This window comes from Flavivirga sp. 57AJ16 (assembly GCF_028736925.1).
Lineage (GTDB): Bacteria > Bacteroidota > Bacteroidia > Flavobacteriales > Flavobacteriaceae > Flavivirga.
On sequence record NZ_JAQZAT010000009.1, the window covers coordinates 1 to 19,757 of the forward strand.

At 33.0% G+C, this 19,757-nt stretch carries 15 protein-coding genes and 1 tRNA gene; 12 read left to right on the plus strand and 4 right to left on the minus strand.

Going from position 1 to position 19,757, the window contains the following annotated elements; genetic code table 11:
* Nucleotides 1-226: 226 nt before the first annotated feature.
* A tRNA-Phe gene (locus tag PQO00_RS11025) sits at nt 227-299 on the minus strand.
* A gap of 183 nt (nt 300-482) precedes the next feature.
* On the opposite strand from PQO00_RS11025, the gene PQO00_RS11030 reads away from it, so the two are divergent.
* The 7 genes from PQO00_RS11030 to PQO00_RS11060 all read left to right on the plus strand — a co-directional run bounded on the left by PQO00_RS11030 (nt 483) and on the right by PQO00_RS11060 (nt 8,691).
* A complete protein-coding gene (locus PQO00_RS11030) occupies nt 483-1,214 on the plus strand; it encodes a type III pantothenate kinase (protein WP_274184904.1) in 732 nt (243 codons plus the stop codon).
* Nucleotides 1,211-2,521 (plus strand): hypothetical protein, encoded by a 1,311-nt coding sequence (locus PQO00_RS11035; RefSeq protein ID WP_274184905.1) that lies wholly within the window; start codon nt 1,211-1,213, stop codon nt 2,519-2,521. Before PQO00_RS11030 ends, PQO00_RS11035 begins: the two co-directional genes overlap by 4 nt.
* Before the next feature lie 18 nt (nt 2,522-2,539).
* Nucleotides 2,540-3,925, plus strand: a complete 1,386-nt coding sequence (locus PQO00_RS11040; RefSeq protein WP_274184906.1) for a tetratricopeptide repeat protein — start codon at nt 2,540-2,542, stop codon at nt 3,923-3,925.
* Nucleotides 3,925-4,482 carry an LPS export ABC transporter periplasmic protein LptC gene (lptC, locus tag PQO00_RS11045; protein ID WP_274184907.1) on the plus strand — a complete coding sequence of 186 codons (558 nt, stop codon included), beginning with the start codon at nt 3,925-3,927 and terminating at the stop codon, nt 4,480-4,482. The genes PQO00_RS11040 and lptC overlap by 1 nt, the downstream gene beginning before the upstream one ends.
* A gap of 320 nt (nt 4,483-4,802) precedes the next feature.
* Complete coding sequence (locus PQO00_RS11050; RefSeq protein WP_274184908.1) at nt 4,803-4,997, plus strand: hypothetical protein; 195 nt, start codon at nt 4,803-4,805, stop codon at nt 4,995-4,997.
* Complete coding sequence (locus PQO00_RS11055; protein ID WP_274184909.1) at nt 4,998-6,290, plus strand: hemolysin family protein; 1,293 nt, start codon at nt 4,998-5,000, stop codon at nt 6,288-6,290.
* Nucleotides 6,291-6,567: 277 nt separating this feature from the next.
* Nucleotides 6,568-8,691 carry a peptidylprolyl isomerase gene (locus tag PQO00_RS11060; protein WP_274184910.1) on the plus strand — a complete coding sequence of 708 codons (2,124 nt, stop codon included), beginning with the start codon at nt 6,568-6,570 and terminating at the stop codon, nt 8,689-8,691.
* A 126-nt stretch (nt 8,692-8,817) separates the two neighbouring features.
* Here PQO00_RS11060 and PQO00_RS11065 read toward each other — a convergent pair whose 3' ends face one another.
* Nucleotides 8,818-9,729, minus strand: coding sequence for a GYDIA family GHMP kinase (locus PQO00_RS11065; protein WP_274184911.1), 912 nt, complete (start codon nt 9,727-9,729; stop codon nt 8,818-8,820).
* Nucleotides 9,730-9,760: 31 nt separating this feature from the next.
* Nucleotides 9,761-11,092, minus strand: a complete 1,332-nt coding sequence (locus PQO00_RS11070; protein WP_274184912.1) for a hydroxymethylglutaryl-CoA reductase, degradative — start codon at nt 11,090-11,092, stop codon at nt 9,761-9,763.
* Between the two features lie 151 nt (nt 11,093-11,243).
* Between PQO00_RS11070 and PQO00_RS11075 the strand changes: the two genes are divergently transcribed.
* From PQO00_RS11075 to PQO00_RS11095, 5 genes are all read left to right on the plus strand, one after another.
* Entirely contained in the window at nt 11,244-13,475 is a 2,232-nt protein-coding gene (locus PQO00_RS11075) for a S9 family peptidase (protein ID WP_274184913.1), read from the plus strand.
* Nucleotides 13,476-13,490: 15 nt separating this feature from the next.
* Nucleotides 13,491-14,876 (plus strand): peptide MFS transporter, encoded by a 1,386-nt coding sequence (locus tag PQO00_RS11080; RefSeq protein WP_274184914.1) that lies wholly within the window; start codon nt 13,491-13,493, stop codon nt 14,874-14,876.
* 29 nt (nt 14,877-14,905) lie between these two features.
* On the plus strand, nt 14,906-16,486 hold the full coding sequence (locus tag PQO00_RS11085; protein ID WP_274184915.1) for a peptide MFS transporter: 1,581 nt from the start codon (nt 14,906-14,908) through the stop codon (nt 16,484-16,486).
* 89 nt (nt 16,487-16,575) lie between these two features.
* Entirely contained in the window at nt 16,576-17,034 is a 459-nt protein-coding gene (locus PQO00_RS11090; RefSeq protein ID WP_274184916.1) for a thioredoxin family protein, read from the plus strand.
* A gap of 21 nt (nt 17,035-17,055) precedes the next feature.
* Nucleotides 17,056-17,598, plus strand: a complete 543-nt coding sequence (locus tag PQO00_RS11095; RefSeq protein ID WP_274184917.1) for a thioredoxin fold domain-containing protein — start codon at nt 17,056-17,058, stop codon at nt 17,596-17,598.
* Nucleotides 17,599-17,688: 90 nt separating this feature from the next.
* On the opposite strand, the gene PQO00_RS11100 is transcribed toward PQO00_RS11095, so the two are convergent.
* A complete protein-coding gene (locus PQO00_RS11100) occupies nt 17,689-19,734 on the minus strand; it encodes a ComEC/Rec2 family competence protein (protein ID WP_274184918.1) in 2,046 nt (681 codons plus the stop codon).
* Nucleotides 19,735-19,757: the final 23 nt, after the last annotated feature.

Genomic DNA, 19,757 nt, shown 5'->3' on the forward strand with positions numbered 1-19,757 from the left:
CCTTTAATGCCAAAATTAAAGCCTTTAGGGCACAGTTTAGAGGAGTTAGAAATGTAGAATTCTTCTTATTTAGACTAACTAATATTTTTGCTTAATTCTAAAATCCCACAACTTTTTGACTTGATCCAACATAACTTTTGAGCAAGATCCTTTTTGAGCAAGATCCCTAATTAACACCCCATAAAACAAAAAATCCCGTAAACAGTGATGTTTCGGGATTTTTTTGTGGTACCTCCAGGAATCGAACCAGGGACACAAGGATTTTCAGTCCTTTGCTCTACCAACTGAGCTAAGGTACCTCGCCAAAGCGGTTGCAAATATATATTCATTTTTATTATTACCCAAACGAAATTCATAAAAAATCGCTCAGCTTTATTTATTTTTAATCAAAATGACTTTAACTAATTTGTAATTAATATAATATATTAAAAAAATAATTATTTGGGACTCGTTTTGTAAATTTATGCTTTTTTATAAAAAGTATGAACTTAATAATAGATGTAGGGAATTCTTTTGTTAAACTGGCTGTTTTTGAGGAAGGTATGCTTAAACATAAAGAAGTTGTAAGGCTAAATTTTGTTTTAGAAGGTATCAATATTTTAAAAGAAAAGTATATTTCAATAAAAAAAGCAATTATTTCTTCGGTAGGAAAGTTAAATAAGGGAGATATTAAAGCGATTAGTAAATCTTTTGATGTTATGATTTTAGATGCTAACATAAAACTACCGTTTAAAAACCTTTACGCAACGCCAAATACTTTAGGAGTAGATAGAATAGCATTAGTATGTGCTTCAGTTGAACAGTTTTCAAATAATAATGTGCTTATTATCGATGCAGGAACTTGCATTACTTATGATTTTGTAACAGCAAAAAATGAATATATAGGAGGCGCTATTTCGCCTGGGCTGCGCATGCGTTATAAATCATTGAATAATTTAACAGTCAATTTGCCGTTATTAGAATCAGAAATTCCAAAAAGCATCACTGGAAATTCAACAAATGAGTCTATCCATTCTGGAGTGGTGTTTGGTATTTTAAAAGAAATAGAAGGCATTATTGATGAATATCGTCGAAAATATTCAGATTTAACAGTAATTTTAACAGGAGGCGACACTAATTTTTTGTCAAAACAATTAAAAAGTAGCATATTTGCCAATTCTAATTTTCTTTTAGAAGGATTGAACTTTATTTTACAATTTAACTTAAACGAATGATAAAAAAACTTGTATTAGTTTTTATTGCAGTTTTTGCAATTCACAGTTACGGTCAAGAAGGAACGGCTTCACCCTATTCTTTTTATGGTATTGGAAGTCTTAAATTTAAAGGCACCGTAGAAAATAGAAGTATGGGTGGTTTAAGTATTTATAGTGATAGTATTCATATTAACTTGCGTAATCCTGCTTCTTATGCAGGAAAAAATATGGAAGCTTTTAATAACGAAAGCAGACCCGTAAAGTTTACAGTAGGGGGGAGTCATTCTAGTATAAAATTTAAAAGCGATTCTGAAACAGATGATACGTCATCAACTACTTTCGATTACCTAGCCTTATCAATCCCAATGGGTAAATTTGGCTTAGGTTTTGGATTATTACCGTACACATCGGTTGGATACAAATTAGAGTCCTTAAACACCAACGGAGCTATTCAAAATAGATTTAGAGGGCAAGGTGGACTTAATAAAGCATTTCTTAGTTTAGGATACCAAATAAAAGACGGGTTAAGTATTGGGGTTGATGCTCAATATAACTTCGGAAATATTCAAAACAGTACAGTTGAATACTTATATGATAGTGATGGTGCGCCGCTTCAATATCAGTCGCGTGAAAAAAACAGATCTGATTTAAGTGGTCTAAATTTTAATTTGGGATTGTCTTATAAAAAGATGTTAACTGAGCGTTTAGAATTTTCTTCTGGCTTAACTTATACGCCAAAGAGTAATTTAGTATCTAAAAATTCTAGGTCATTTTCTACGATAACAACTAATGCTTCTGGTCAAGAATTTGAAGTTAATAAAATAGAAACCGATTTAGAAGCGCTTGGTTTATTAGAAACCGATTTAGTGTTGCCATCAAAGTTTTCGATAGGTGCTGGGATTGGAAAACCAAGAAGCTGGTTTGTTGGTGCTGAGTATAGCTCTCAAAAGACCAGTGATTTTTCAAATGAACTATATACTAGTACCGATATTTCTACAACATATGAAGATGCTTCGACTTTTTCTTTAGGAGGGTTCTATATTCCACAATATAACTCGTATACCAGTTTTTTTAAACGTGCTGTATACAGAGCGGGAATACGCTATGAAAAAACAGGGTTAAATATAAATAACGAATCGATAAATGAGTTTGGCATATCTTTTGGGGTAGGGTTACCGGTTGGGAATCTTTTGTCTAATGCTAATTTAGGTTTTGAGGTTGGTAAACGGGGAACCACTAATAGTTCTTTGATTCAAGAGAATTTTATTAATTTTCAAATTAGTTTATCTTTAAACGATAGATGGTTTCAGAAAAGAAAGTATGACTAATAGCATAAAATTATAATTATGAAAACAAAAATTACATTATTATTTACATTATTATTTATTGGCTTAATAAATATAGGTTATGCGCAGCAAGATGAAGAGTGCATGACCAAACTTTCTATTTTTCATGAGTATGTGAAAGCTAAAAATTATGATGCAGCTTATGAGCCGTGGATGGCGGTAAGAAATAAATGCCCAAAATTTAATAATGCCATTTATATAGATGGGGAGAAAATTTTAGATCATAAAATTGAAAAATCATCGGGAGCAGATAAAATAAATTATATTAATGATTTATTAAAGTTATGGGAAGAAAGAGCGTTACATTTTGCAAGTAAGACCAAAAAAGGGGAATATGCTGCCAAAGCGTGTCAATTGATGTACGACAATAGAAAGGTATTAAATAAAACAGAAGAAGAACTTTACGAGTGTTTTGATGTTGCTTATAAATTAGATAAAGCTACTTTTACCAACCCTAAAAGTTTATATACGTATTTTTCTTTAATGGTTGATTTATATGATGCAAAAAAGAAACCAGCTAAAGATCTGTTTAATAAGTATGATGATGTTGTAGAGAAGGTAGAGGAAGAGGTTAAAAACTATTCTGAAAAGCTTAATAGGCTTATAGAGAAAGAAGATGCAGGTACCGAACTGACAAAAAAGGAAGATAGGTATAAAAAATATTATGAAAGCTATTTAAAAGCTTATGATCAAATTTCTGGAAGTATCGACCAAAAGTTGGGTGATAGAGCCAATTGTGAAAATTTAATTCCTTTATACAAAAAAGATTTTGAAGAAAACAAAAACAATGCAGTTTGGTTACAAAGAGCTGCAGGAAAAATGTCTGAAAAGGAATGTACAGACGATCCATTGTTTTTTCAATTGGTTAATGCATACCATGAGTTAAGTCCATCGGCTAACTCTGCTTATTATTTAGGGATCTTAAAGGATAAAGAAGGGAAGTCTAGCGAAGCTATCAAGTTTTACGAGCAAGCCATTGGTTTGGAAACAGATAACTTTAAAAAAGCAAAACTTTATAATCGAATCGCTTTAAAACTAAAAGCAAGACATAATTATGGGAAGGCCAGAAATTATTTCAGACAAGCATTAAAGTTAAACCCATCGAACGGGCGCCCTTACTTATCAATAGCGGCTATGTATGCTGCCAGTGCAAATAACTGTGGAGATACTAACTTTAATAAAAGAGCTGTATACTGGTTGGCTGCAGATGAAGCAAGAAATGCTGCCCGTGTAGATCCTACACAAAAGAAAAACTCGGCAAAATCTGTTGCTAATTATTTGGCAAAAGCACCGCAAAAATCTGAAATTTTTAGTTCAGGTAGATCTGGAGAAGTCATTAAAATAGGTTGTTGGATTGGAGCTTCGGTCACAGTACCAAAGATTTAATGAGCAGAACACATTCATATAATATATTAAGCATAGTCACAGTAATAATTACTGTGACTATGTTTTTTTCATGTAATGACAACTTTAACCAAGTGCAAAAAATTGGCATTTCGGAAAATGAACCTATTGGAATTGCCGAAAACATTAATTTAAAATATACAGACTCAGGTAGAGTGACAGCAAATCTTTTAAGTGCTAAAATGCTTGACTATTCAAATAGGGATTTCGCTTTTAATGAGTTTACAGGTGGTATTACACTATATGTATTTGATAAGGAAAATAAAAAAAGTACTATTGTCTCAGATTACGCTATAGTATATGACCGGACCAACCTGATAGATTTGCAAGGGCATGTTGTTATTACCACACACGATGGAAACGTTTTAAAGACAGAACAGTTATATTATGATCAGAAAAGAGAATGGCTATTTACTAATGTTCCTGTGTCATTTACAACAAAACAAGATGTTATTAACGGTAATGGTTTTGATTCTAATTCAAAATTTACAAATGCCGAAGTGCTTGAAGTAACTGGAATTATTTCACTTGACGAATAACTTTCCCGCGTCATAATTTCTTTTCCGATTTTACTATCTTTGTTTTAATTAATTAACGATTCGTAACCTGTGAAATGAGCCATAACAAGAAGTTGATACCAACCGAAATGATTATTGGCGAATTACACTTGCCTGCCGGCAAGGCAGGTCTGACCAATGAAAAGAAATAAAAATAAACAGATGAAACGAACATTAATAAATTTTAAGCATTTTTTTACAAACAGAAATGTTTGAAATTTTTAATGTGAGAGCGTAGCGGTTGCACACGTTCTCAATTTTATAATTTGCTTATTATTAAATAATTACTAAAATTTAAACGTGTGAAATATTCTAAGATCTTTCAATATGCCTATATAGTATTTGCAGTCTTATTTGCATACGATGCCATTGCAAAGTATATAAATACGGGTGAAATAGTATATCCTTCAATATTGCTGGCAGCCTTAGCTGTTTTTATGTTTTTCTTTAGAAGCCGCTTTAGAAAAAAGTTTGAAAATAAAGATAGCTCAAAGTAAATGAGTATTTATGCTATCATTATAATTGTATCATTAATTCTTTCGGCCTTTTTTTCAGGTATGGAGATTGCTTATATATCTTCAAATAAAATTCATATTGAAATTGAAAAGAAGCAGGCAGGTATATTTGCCAAAGTTTTAAGAAAGCTTACCGCTAAACCGTCAAAGTTTATAGCTACTATGCTTATCGGTAATAATATAGCATTGGTTATATATGGGTTTTTTATGGGCGATTTGTTGGTAAATTGGTTTCAAGCGATATTGCCAACACCATACCGTTTTTTTAACTATATGCTAACAGATTTAAGCCTACTAACGCAAACTGTAATATCTACAATTATTATTTTAATTACTGCCGAGTTTTTACCTAAAGTATTTTTTCAAATTTATTCGAATACATTAATTAAAATCCTGGCGATTCCAGCCTATGTGTTCTATGTCTTATTTACTTTTATTTCAGATTTTGTTATTTGGATATCAGATTTTGTACTTAAATATTTTTTTAAAACAGAAGGCGATCAAATACAATTGGCATTTACAAAAGTAGAGCTCGGTAATTATATAAGTGAACAAATGGAATCTGTTGAGGCACATGAAGAGGTAGATACAGAAATTCAAATTTTTCAAAATGCACTTGAGTTTTCCGAAGTAAAAGCAAGAGAAGTGATGGTGCCCCGTACCGAAATCATAGCGGTAGAAATTAACGATTCTATTAAATCGCTTAGTACATTATTTACCGAAACAGGTTGCACTAAAATATTAGTCTATAAAGAAACTATGGATGATATTTTAGGATATGTACACTCTTTCGAATTATTTAAAAAACCTAGGGACATTAAGTCCATGATGCTACCTGTTGAGTTTGTACCAGAGACGGTTCTTATAAAAGATGTATTAGGTGTGCTTACAAAAAAAAGAAGGAGCATAGCTGTTGTTTTAGATGAATATGGAGGTACATCGGGTATTATGACTGTGGAAGATATTGTTGAAGAGCTGTTCGGTGAAATTGAAGATGAGCATGATACGGTAGATTTAATTGAAGAGGTTGTAGATGATGTTACATATAAGTTTTCTGCACGATTAGAGGTGGATTATATTAATGAAACTTACAAAATAAATTTGCCAGAGAACGAAAATTACGAAACACTTGGAGGACTTATTGTTAATCATACCGAAGAGATTCCAACTCAAAATGATATTGTGAAAATCGACATCTTTCAATTTACAATTTTAGAAGTGTCAAATACTAAAATTGATATGGTAGAGCTTAAATGTTTAGACGAAGATCGATAAGTGAAGAACGGCCCGAAGCTTTGAATAATAGCCCCATCTATAATGGCTGTTCTCTTTAAAATAGAAATCTGAAAGCTTAACGCAATTAAAGCGCCTTTCTGCTTTTATTATTAAATAGAAAATGGTATTTTCGCGCACGATATTTTGTTAATTATATCATAATCTATAATCTATTTTGGAAAAAGGCATTTTAATACGAAAATGTTTTTATGATTAAATTGACAATTAACATAACAAGTTAAATCCTAACAAGGGGTTTCAAAAATTTAAATGACAAATGGCAGTTTTAAATAAGATTAGACAACGTTCACTATTTTTAATATTAATAATAGCAATGGCGTTATTTTCTTTTGTATTAGCAGATTTATTTAAAAATAGTGATGCGCTTGCTTCAAAATCACAAAATATTGTTGCTACTATAAATGGTATAGATATTACACGTGAAGACTTCATGCAAAAAGTTGAGGCTGCACAAAGACAAGCTGGACCAAATGCAACAAATACTCAAGTAATGAACATGGTATGGGAGCAAGAAGTTAGAAAAGCGGTCATGCAAACTCAATATGATAAACTAGGGATATCTGTTGAAAAAGATCAGATGAGGGATCTGTTAAAAACATCTTTAGCAACAAGCCCAGAGTTTTTAAACGAAGCAGGTCTTTTTGATGAGAATAAATTAAACGAATACATAGCCAATTTAAAAGAGACTTCAAAACAAGGGTATGCTAGTTGGATAAATTACGAAAAATCTGTTGCCGCAAATGGTTTACAGCAAAATTATTTTAATTTAGTTAAAGCAGGTTTGACAGGTACTTTAGCAGAAGGCGAATTAGAGCATAAATTAGAAGGTAATAAAGTTGATATCAAGTTTGTTCAAGTGGCTTATGCAACTATTAATGATAGTTTAATTGAAGTTTCCAAATCCGATATTTCAAACTATATCAATAAAAATAAAAAGGCATACCAAGTTGATGCCTCTAGGGATATTAGATTTGTAAAGTTTGATGAAGTAGCATCTGTTGAAGATGAAAGTGCTATTAAAGCCGATCTTAATGTTTATTTAAATGGTAGGTTTGTTGACGAGACCGGAAGAAAGGATACCATAGTTGCTTTTTCAAAAGTAAAGGATAACGAAGATTATATTAACATACATTCAGATATTAAATTCGACAATCGTTTCGTGTTTAAATCAAGCTTGCCCAAGGCTGTTGCCGATACCATTTATAGTCTTAGTGAAGGAGATGTTTACGGACCATATAAAGATAACGGCTATTTTAAAATTTCTAAAGTAGTTGCTGTTAAACAAATTCCAGATTCAGTAAAAGTAAGACATATTTTAATTCCTTTTGTAGGATCTCAAAGTGCCGCTCCAGAAGTTACGCAAACAGAAGCAGAAGCTAAAGTAACAGCTGATAGTTTATTGGCGGTTATTAAGTCTAATCGTTCTAAATTTCCAGAGCTGGTAAAAGAATTTTCTTCAGACAAAGGAAGCGTAGAAAAAGAAGGCCGTTACGATTGGCACCCATATAACACGATGGTTCCAGAATTTAATGATTTTGAATTTGAAGGTAAAACGGGGGATTTAGGTGTTGTTAAAACGGTTTTCGGATTTCACATTATAGAAATTGAAGGTCAGACAGATAAAGTCAAAGCGATACAAGTGGGAACCATAGCTAGAAAGATAGAACCATCTGAAACAACGACTGCAAAAGTATTTAGAGACGCCTCTAATTTTGAAATTAAGGCAGACGAAGGAGATTTTGAAGCATTAGCAAAAGAAGGAAAGCAAACAGTACGTCCCGTAAACGGCATTAAGATCTTAGATGAGAGTATTCCAGGTGTTGGAAATCAAAGACCCATTGTACGTTGGGCTTTTAAGGAAGGTACGGAGATAGGGGCTGTTAAACGTTTTAATATTCCTAATGGTTATGTTATTGCACAGTTAGTTGCAAAGCATGAAGAAGGCTTAATGTCTGTTGAAGATGCGACGGCTAAAGTGTTACCCCTTGTTAGAAAAGAAAAGAAGGCTAAAATGATAAGAGATAGAGTATCTGCTAAAACACTTGAAGATTTAGCAGCTGCTGAAAATACAACTGTAAGATCTGCATCTGCAATAAACATGAAAAGCCCAACTATTTCAGGCGCAGGAAGAGAGCCATTAGTTGTTGGAACTGCTTTTGGATTAAAAGAAGGAGAAACCTCAAAATTAATTGATGGAGAAAATGGTGTTTACATGATTCAAGTTACTAAAGTAACGCCAGCTGTAGAACTTGATAGCTACCAAGCTGCTGCAAATAGAGTAGAGCAACAAAAGATGAATGTGGTTAACTCTAAATTGTATAATGCTTTAAAAGAAGCTGCAGAAATTGAAGACAACAGAGCTGAAACACAGGTTCAATAAGAACTAATACCGTTTTATATTTGAATTTTTCGTGAAAGAAAATAAAGTTTAAAAAAGGTCTCGTTTTACGAGGCCTTTTTTGTTTTTATAAATGGTGTTTGATTTTGATTAAAAAACTACCCAAGTTTATAAAACCATATCTGTATAACAAATTACGGTTTCAAAGCCTTTTTGATTGAAATAAGGGCTTGGATTTTCTTTAGAAGTTACTAAGACAAAATCGCCTCCCCAAGCACCCAGACTTTTAATACTTCCTTTAAAGTCATTAAACAAAAGAGCCTTAATCGTTTTCTGCTTAGTTAGTTTGGATATAATTTCTTCATGTTGCATTAATAAGGTTTCAAAACCCTCTAAAGAATTTGAGGTCGTTATTTGCGAAGTGATATTGTTAATGTCTTCAATGACGGTTTTTAAACGCCCTTTATTGGCATGATAATGTTTAATGCCTTCTCTGCTATTTTGTTTTTTATTTAGATAAACAAAATATAAACGATCCTTAAAAGGAGGGTTGAAGTTTATGGGATTAACTATAGGGATATTGTTTTCTAATCGGTAGATAATAGGCGTGTCATGTTGTGCACATGCTATGTCGTACCCACTACCCCCAAAAGTAGCTTCTAACAGTTTGTAAGCATCAACCTGTGCCCATTGTGCTATGTTGTTTATTAACGTGGAAGAAGTCCCTAACCCCCAATGTCGAGGGAAATCTAATTTAGTAGTAATTTTAAAACCATTATTGGCGTTCAAAAAATTAGGATTGAACTGTTTCGCAGCATTTAAGATTTGAATGAGCCTTACTGAAACATCATGGTCATTTCGAACAATATGAGAAATCCCATTATTTATGATTTCAAAAGTCGTTTCAAACCAAATAGCTTTATTTTCATCTAAACTCTTCCAAACAAGTTTGGGTTCCGCAATGGTTTCAATATCTAAAGATTGCCCATATTTCGTAGGAATAGCTAACGATAGTGTGCCGTCAAGAACAGCATATTCCCCTGTAAGTAAAAGTTTTCCGTTGCTATAGTAACTCTTCACTTTTAATTTTTAACTCTTAACTTATTAATTTTTAACTTCTTAACTTACTAACCCTTAACTTGTTAATAGCCTCAACAACCGCGCTATGCGTTACAACGTTTGTTTTAAAATGCTCGGTGATGGTTTGCTTCTCTTCATTATTAGCATCAAACTGATTAAGAATATTCATTAAATGCATTTTCATATGACCTTGTTGAATACCGGTAGTCGTAAGTGAACGGAGCGCTGCAAAGTTTTGAGCCAAACCAGCTACAGCCACAATTTGCATAAGCATTTTAGCCGATGGTTTATGTAATAATTCTAATGCTAATTTTACTAAGGGGTGTAAACCTGTAAGTCCGCCAACAGTTCCTAGTGCCAATGGAATTTCCATCCAAAAAGTAAATATGCCATTTTCAATTTTGGCATGTGTTAAACTACTATATCTTCCATGTCTTGATGCATAGGCATGTACACCAGCTTCTACCGCCCTAAAATCGTTTCCTGTTGCTAAAACTACAGCATCGATACCATTCATGATACCTTTGTTGTGCGTAACGGCACGATAGGGCTCCACTTCTGCAATATTAACAGCCTGTATAAACTTATTGGCAAAAGTTTCACCAGACATCGAACTATCTTCACTTAGATCTTCAACTTTGCAGCTCACTTCGGCACGTACTAAACAATTAGGAACATAGTTGGATAAAATACTCATAACGATGTCTATTTGTTTTTCTTCCGCAGAGAAAGCTTGAAATAATAATGCGTCGTTCTTAAAAGTTTTGGCAAACTGTTCTAAGCAAGAATTTATAAAATTGGCACCCATCGCATCAAGCGTTTCGAAAGAAGCATGGAGTTGATAATAATGGTCTATATCGGCTGTTTTATCACGCAACTCAATATCAATAATACCGCCACCACGCTTTTCCATGTTTGCTGTAATAGACTTAGAGTCCTGTATGAGCTTGGGCTTTGTTTTGTTAAAAAAACGTTTTAATTTTTCATAATCACCCTTATAGATAAAGTGAACCTGACCAATTTTAGTTGTGGAAATAACACGTGTTTTAAACCCGCCTCGCTCTAGCCAAAATTTAGCTGCTTTACTGGCAGCAGCTACTACCGAGCTCTCTTCAATAGCCATTGGTATCGTATAGAGCTTGTCGTTTATTAAAAAGTTAGGTGCAACACCAAGCGGTAAATAATAGTTGGTTATCGTATTTTCAATAAATTCGTCATGAAGTTGTTGTAGTTTTTCGTCGGTATTCCAATACTGTTTTAAAATGCGCTTCGCATCTTCAGTATTAGAAAAATAAGTCTCAACAATCCAATCGATTTTTTTAGATTTAGATAGTTTAGAAAAACCAGCAATAGATTTACTCATAAAATGTTAATTTACAATACAAAGATACTACTCTTGATATGAATATTGATTACCTTAACTTATGCGAGGTTATTTAAGTGTTAATAATGACGGTTTTTTGCATAATTTTTAGTAAACTTGACATCATTTTATGAAATAAATATTTTTTTTGATGAAATACTTAAAATTGTCTTTTTATATTTGTTTTTTTACAACATTTTTTTTATCTGCTCAAACAAAAGAAATTACCCTCGAATCTATTTGGAACGGTTCTTTTAGAACGGAAAGAATGGACGTTTTGCATTCTATGGCAAATGGTCAGGAATATGCCGTTTTAAATTTTGATAGGCAATCACGAACAACGACTATAGATATATACGATTATAAAACTTTAAAAAAAGTTAAAACCTTAGTGAATTCAGGTGCACTGGAGGCTGTACAGTATTTTACGGATTACACCTTTAGTGAAGATGAGGATAAAGTGATTTTAGCCACCCAGGAAACAGCTATTTATCGACGTTCTACCTTGGGTAACTATTATGTTTATGATGTTAATGAAGCCTCTTTAACTTTGATAGATGAAGACAAAATCCAAGAACCCACATTTTCACCAGATGGAAATAAGGTTGCTTATGCAAAGGCTAATAATTTATATGTAAAGGATTTGCAATCTGGAGAGACAAGTCAAATAACTTTCGATGGTAAAAAGAATGCTATAATCAATGGTATTACAGATTGGGTTTACGAGGAAGAATTTGCATTTGTTAGGGCTTTCGAGTGGAATGCCGCAAGCAATAAAATAGCATTTATAAGATTTGACGAAACGAATGTGCCGGAATTCTCAATGGATGTTTATGGTGAAGGCCTTTACCAGACGCAACAAGTGTTTAAATATCCAAAAGCGGGTGAAGCAAATTCGATAGTGTCATTACACATTCATAATTTACACACGAAAACAACAAAAGAAGTTAAAGTAGACAAGGCCTATAGCGATTTTTATATTCCACGTATTAAATGGACCAACAATCCAGATATTTTAAGTGCACAATACATGAACAGGCACCAAAACGAATTGGATCTATGGATGATAAACGCTAAAAATAATACATCAAACTTAGTTTTGGACGAAAAAGATGTGGCCTATATTGATGTGACGGATAACCTAACATTTTTAAAGGACCATAGCTTTATTTGGACAAGCGAAAAAGATGGGTTTAACCATATTTATCATTATGATAAAAATGGGGAACTAATTAACCAAATAACAAAAGGCAATTGGGAGGTCACTAATTATTATGGTTACGACGAAAAGACAGACAGGATTTTTTATCAATCAGTTGAAAATGGTTCTATTAACCGGGATGTGTATTCCATTAAATTGAATGGGCGCAATAAAACACGATTGACAAAAAGCGAAGGTACCAATAATGCTTCTTTTAGTGCCGATTTCTCTTATTTCATTAATACCTTTTCAAGTGCCTCTACACCACCAGAATATACTTTAAATAGTGCTGCTTCAGGAAATTTAATTAAAAGCATAAAGGATAATGATGTATTATCACAAAAACTTTCAGATTATAAGACCTCCAAAAAAGCATTCAGTACCATTCATATCAATGGAAATGATCTTAATATGTGGATGATCAAGCCAGCTGATTTTGATGCATCGAAGCAATATCCCTTATTTATGACCCAATATTCTGGACCAGGTTCTCAATCTGTTGCCAATAGTTGGCATAGTGCGAATGATTACTGGTATCAGTATTTAGCACAACAAGGCTATATTGTTGTATGTGTAGATGGCCGTGGAACGGGATTAAAAGGAGCGGCGTTTAAAAAAGTAACTCAAAATGAGTTGGGAAAGTACGAAGTAGAAGACCAAATAGCAGCAGCAAAACAATTGGGGGAACGACCATATATTGATGCCTCCAGAATAGGAATTTGGGGATGGAGCTATGGTGGTTTTATGAGTAGTAGTTGTTTGTTTAAAGGAAATGATGTGTTTAAAATGGCTATTGCTGTGGCACCTGTTAGTAGTTGGCGTTTTTATGACACTATCTATACTGAGAGATATATGACGACCCCACAGGAAAACGCTAGTGGATATGATGATAATTCTCCTATAAATCATGTCGATAAATTAAAAGGAGATTTTCTATTGGTACATGGGTCTGGTGACGACAATGTGCATTTACAAAATACCATGCGTTTAGCAGAAGCATTAATTCAAGCAGATAAGCAATTTGATTGGGCGGTATACCCAGATAAAAACCATGGTATTTACGGTGGTAATACCAGATTGCACTTATTTAAAAAAATGACACATTTTATTAATGAGACGCTTGGAGATAAAATAGAAAAGCAAAAAGAAAATAACATAAAAAAAATAAAGATTAAAGGATAAACTAATTATAAATTTATGTCAAATTCAACTACAATAAAGCAAAAGGAATTATTTGGGCACCCAATAGGATTATATGTGCTGTTTTTTACCGAAATGTGGGAACGCTTTTCATACTATGGAATGCGAGCCATATTGGTGTTATATCTAGTAGCGCAAACGCAAGCAGAAAATGCTGGATTAGGATGGACAAATGGAGATGCCTTATCGCTTTATGGAACGTATACCATGTTGGTTTATGTAATGTCTATACCAGGAGGATGGATCGCTGATAAGTTTTTAGGTCAGAAAAAATCTGTTCTTTATGGAGGGTTGCTTCTTGTAGCAGGACATAGCATATTGGCGGTAGAAGAAATGTGGGCATTTTATACAGGATTAGGCTTAATCATTGCAGGTGTAGGCATGTTAAAGCCAAATATTTCAACCATGGTTGGCGGGTTATATCGGCAAGGAGACATAAGAAGAGATAAAGGGTTTACCATTTTTTATATAGGCATTAATGTTGGTGCTTTTTTATCAAGCTTAATTGTTGGTTATGTAGGGGAAGTACATGGTTGGCATTATGGTTTCGGATTAGCAGGAATAGGGATGGCTTTAGGGTTAATACAATATGTTGTGGGGCAAAAACATTTAAAGCATGTCGGAAATTTTTTAGGAGCTTCTGAAAATAAAGAAGAAAAGGAAGCCATGAAAAAACCTTTAACCAAAATAGAGAAAGATAGGGTAGTAGTGTTATTTATATCTTTCTTATTGGTTATTGTGTTTTGGGGAGCTTTTGAACAAGCGGGAGGACTAATGAATATATATGCCAAGGAAAATACAAATAGAATGTTAATGGGGTGGGAAGTGCCAGCTTCTTGGTTTCAGTCTTTAAATGCTATGTTCATTATATTTTTGGGAACCTCAGTGGCATTATATTGGGCAAATAGAAAATTAAAAGGAAAAGTATCCAGCTCTTTATTTAAAATGATAGTTGGGTTAATCATTATGGGAACAGGATTCTTCTTTATGTCTGCTGCAGCTTCAGAATTTAATAGCACGGGGGCTTCTGCTATGTATTGGTTAGTGTTGGCATATTTGTTTCATACAGTCGGAGAATTATGTATTTCACCAGTGGCATTGTCATATATCACAAAACTTGCTCCAGTTAAGTATGCATCGTTAATGATGGGAGTTTATTTCGCAATGACCGGTTTTGGTAATAAGTTAGCAGGGCTTTTGGGAGAATCTGCAGAAGGCTTAGGAGAGTTTACTGTATTTACGGGAATTGCTGTTTTTTGTGTTTTATTTGGAGGTTTGGTTATGGTATTCCGTAAAAAATTAGAAAAACTTACGCATGGTGCTGAAGATAATGAACATGTAATCCATGACGAAGCCGAAGGTTTTGAATTAGCAGATAATTAAAAATAAGTAATAAATATAAGTTAATAATTATGAGTGTTGCAAAGTATAGGTTTGAAGGTTCTGATATGAATAGAAAACTTTTGATGGGACATCCATCAGGTCTGTTTGTATTATTTTTTACAGAAATGTGGGAGCGTTTTTCATATTACGGAATGCGTGCAATATTAGTTTTGTTTTTAACGCGCTCTATATTAGATGGAGGATGGGCATGGTCTAGAGAAGATGCTTTAGGGTTATACGGAACTTATACTATGCTAGTATATTTCTCTCCAATTATTGGAGGGTTTCTGGCCGATAAATTTTTAGGCTATAGAAGAGCAGTAGCAATTGGAGCGTTTATTATGACCTTGGGTCATGCTAGTATGGCTTTGGATACTCCTTGGAGTTTATATCTAGGAATTGGGTTTTTAGTTGCTGGAAATGGGTTGTTTAAACCAAATATTACATCTATTATTAGTGGCGTTTATAAAAATGCACAAGATAAAAAAGACGGTGCTTTTACTATTTTTTATATGGGAGTTAACGCTGGAGCTTTTATTGGGATATTGCTTTGTGGGTATATTGGTGAAACTGTAGGATGGCATTATGGTTTTGGACTGGCAGGGATATTTATGTTTTTTGGAATGTTACAATTTTGGTATGCACAAGGTATTTTTGGTAGTATTGGCTTATCGCCTTCAAAGAAAATAGAATATGGTGATGCTATAGAAGATATAGGTGATACACAAGAGGTTGTTGAAGAAGAAAAAGTAGCACCAAAAGTTCAAAGAGATAGATATATTGTAGTTGGAATTTTAGCCTTTTTCACGATCTTTTTTTGGGCAGCTTTTGAACAAGCAGGTGGGTCAATGACCATTTTTGCCGCTGATTATACAGATAGGGTTTTAGAAGGTAATTCGGCTAATATTTTTAGAGTAGCTAACACTTTGTTAGTTGTTGTGCCATTGATAATAATAACCTATGTATTATTTAAATTATTTCAAATTACATTTAAAAAGTACGGGCTTTCAAATATTTTTTTAGGAACAAGTTTTGTTATTATTTGGGGTATAGTAATTTGGATGCTTAAAAACCAATACTCAGAAGTAAGCACAGAAGTACCCGCATCTTGGTTCTCAATTTTAAATTCTTTTTATATTATAGCTTTTGCTCCATTAGTGTCAAAAATATGGGAAAGCAAATATAATCCACCAGCTTCAGTAAAGTTTGGTATTGGGCTTGTATTACTTGGACTAGGTTTTGGGGTTTTAGCTTATGGTTCTTCTGCAATAAGTCAGGGAGCACAAACTGCATCGGTAAGTATGATATGGTTAATTTTGGCTTATTTACTTCATACACTTGGGGAATTGTCATTATCCCCGGTAGGATTATCTTATGTAAGTAAATTGGTGCCGGCAACTAAAATTGGTCTCATGTTCGGACTGTGGTATATTGCCATAGGATTAGGGAATAAAGCAGCAGGATCTATGGGAGGTATGATTGATAAAATTACAGCAGCTTATGATATGAGTACGTTTTTCTTAATATTTACAATTGTTCCTATTACTGCAGGGTTAATAATAATGTCTTTAACATCTATATTGAAAAAACTCATGCACGGTGTCCGTTAATCGAAAAAAACAGCTAAAATAATTTCAAAATGCTCCTGTTTAGGAGCATTTTTTGTAAGTTCGGTATATGTTTTGCAACAAATAGGACTATGAAGAAAACAATTTATATACTTTTAATAAGCATTTTTGCTACCGGATTTGTAAGTGCCCAAGAATTAACTTGGCATACAGATATGGGTAAAGCATCAGAATTTGCCATAAAGGAAAAAAAACCACTGTTAATGTTTTTTACGGGATCAGATTGGTGTGGTTGGTGTATCCGTTTACAAAAAGAAGTCTTTCAAACTAACGAATTTAAAAAATGGGCACTTGAAAATGTCGTACTTGTAGAGTTGGATTTCCCAAAAAGGACCCCTCAGGAAAATAGCATTAAAACCCAAAATAGGCAATTGCAAAGTATGTTTAAAGTAAGAGGGTATCCCACCATTTGGTTTGTTGATCCAGAGATTAATTCTGAAAAGCAAATAAATTTAAGAAGCCTTGGAAGTACGGGGTATATAGCTGGAGGCCCAACCAAATGGATAGGCAAAGCAACATCAATGTTGTAATTAAAGTAAAAATTTAAACGTATGAAAAAGATATGGCTATTATTAACTGTTTTTGCAACAGTTTTTACAAATGCACAGGAGATTAATTGGGTAACTTTTGAAGAAGCTTTAGCGCTTCAAAAGAAGACGCCTAAAAAAATTATGATGGATGTTTATACTAACTGGTGTGGCCCCTGTAAGATGTTGGACAAAAACACGTTTCATAATAAAGATGTTGTAGACTATGTTAATAAAAACTATTATGCTGTAAAATTTAATGCAGAGGGTAATAAGGAGGTTAATTATAAAGGACAAACATTTTCGAACCCTAATTATAATCCGGCAAATATGAATAGGCGAAATTCTGCCCATGAGCTGTCCCGCTATTTTCAAATACAGGCCTATCCAACGATTGTGTTTTTAGATGAAAAAGGCGATGTGATTGCCCCGATTAAAGGGTATCAAACGCCTCCTCAATTAGAGTTATATTTAAAAATGTTTAGAGAAGACAAGCATAAAGAAATTGATACTCAAGAAAAGTTTAATGTTTACTATAAAGCATTCAAACCAGAATTTAAAGGTTGAAAGAGAACGCGGTTTAAAAGAGGAAGAATGGGCTTTGTCATTCCTGCAAAGGCAGGAATCCACTAGATTACCAGAATTTTTCAAAAAAAATCAATACTCAATAACAAAAGCACCCTTTTTACTGGTTTGATGAAAAGGAAGTGCTCTTTTTTTACAAATAGCCTCCCATTTTTCCATATAAGATCTGTAATTGCTTCCATCTGCAATAATATATTTTGGTTTTATCGAATCGATCAACCTGTTCAAATTTATCTTAGGTGATTGCCTTAGCAGTACATAATCCGGTTTAAAAGATTTAATATTGTAAATACCCAGACTATCAATAATTAAAAGTTTTGACTTGTTAAGAAGGTAAATAGGCCGTAGCGAGTCTTTTTCAATAACATCGATATGATTGCCAACTGCGTAATCCCTTATGATATTGTTTTTCACTTTCGATAAAGTATCAAGATCCAGATCCTGAGCTACTATCATTTTGTTATGTATCATGTTTCCAATAAGGCTATGTCTGCTTTTGTGAAAAATAATAAAGGCATTTGTAGAGGCATTATAATTGGTGTAAATAACAATACCTTGAAAAATCATAATCGTCATCAATAAATATTTCAAACTCGAATAATGCCTTTTCTTAAAAAATCTTAATAAACAGATAATAACGAGGTAAAAAGCCAAAACATACCAAAAACTAAAGGCAATATCTTTTATTAAAAATAATTCTTGTCTTGACACCCAAGCAATAAAATCATTCATTAAGGTAATAATATGTCCATAAATATTGGCTATAAACTGGGGAAGTAAATTTAAAATGGCCAAAAGAATGATGAGTATTCCGAGACCTAAAATAAGCCCCAAAAAAGGAATGATTACTAAATTAGATATAAAAAACAAGCTTGGAAATTGATGAAAATAATAAAGACTTATTGGGATGATTCCCAATTGAGCAGAAAGTGTAACAGTAAAGGTATGCCAATAAAAATCAATAATTTTAGATTTTGGTTTCCATTGTTTATATATAACAGGATCGACAATAACAATGGCAAAAACAGCCAAATAACTTAATTGAAAACCAACATCAAATAAAAACATAGGTTTAAAAAGCAATATTATAAATAGCGATATCGCTAAAGTGTTATATATATTAGTGGGCCTTTTAAGGTTCATAGCAATGGTGAGGATGCTAAACATGGTAACGGCTCTGGTAACAGATGCCGATAATCCGGCAATAAGCGCAAAACACCATAAAATAAGTACTAGAAGAAACGTTTTTATAAGTTTTCCATGTTTAAAGTTTTCAATAGGCCTAAGTACGAAGCTTAATATGATTAACAGCATCCCTACATGTAAGCCAGATATAGCCAAAATGTGTATAGCCCCTGCATTGGTATAATTAGAGTAAATGGCTTTACTAATGTTTTGCCGTTGCCCTAATAATAAAGCATTAATGATAGCGAGTTCGTCTGGTCTAAAATGATGGGATTTTAATTTTAAGTTGATATATTCACGAATATTACTTGCTAACCCGAACAGGGAATGTGTCTTTGAGCTTACTTTTAAAAGTGATTGATTGGAAACAAATAATTGTTGGTAAATATATTTTTTCTCAAGATAGGTTCTGTAATTAAATTGATGGGGATTTAAAGGTTGGTTTAAATTTTGGAATACTGTTTTACTTATAAACAGGTCATCAACTTTTAACGCCATTTGCGTGGAATCTTTTTGAACATTTAAAAGGGATTTTCCTTTTACCTTGCTTTTATCGATCTCTAAAATCTCTATAATGTATTTATCATGGAAATTTCCAGATTTTAAAACCTCCCGAATCCTAAAGGTTATAGTTTTTAAAGAATCATTTTCTATTGAAGCTTGATTTGTATAATGATTGGAATGATTTTTTTCGTTATGAAGGTTTATTGTCAATATACCAATACAAATCATCATTAAAAAAGAAGACAAGCCAAACCAGTTGGTTTTAATGAACTGTTTTTTTGCAATGAAATAAAATACTAATAAGGCAACAAAGAGGAAAGCTGTTAAGTATAAAGATATATACAAAGGTATATTAAACAGATAACCAATAACAATACCTACAATAAAGCAGATCGTTAATTTGATAATAGTAAAATTCAACAATGGCATCTGCTTGCAATATACGAAATATC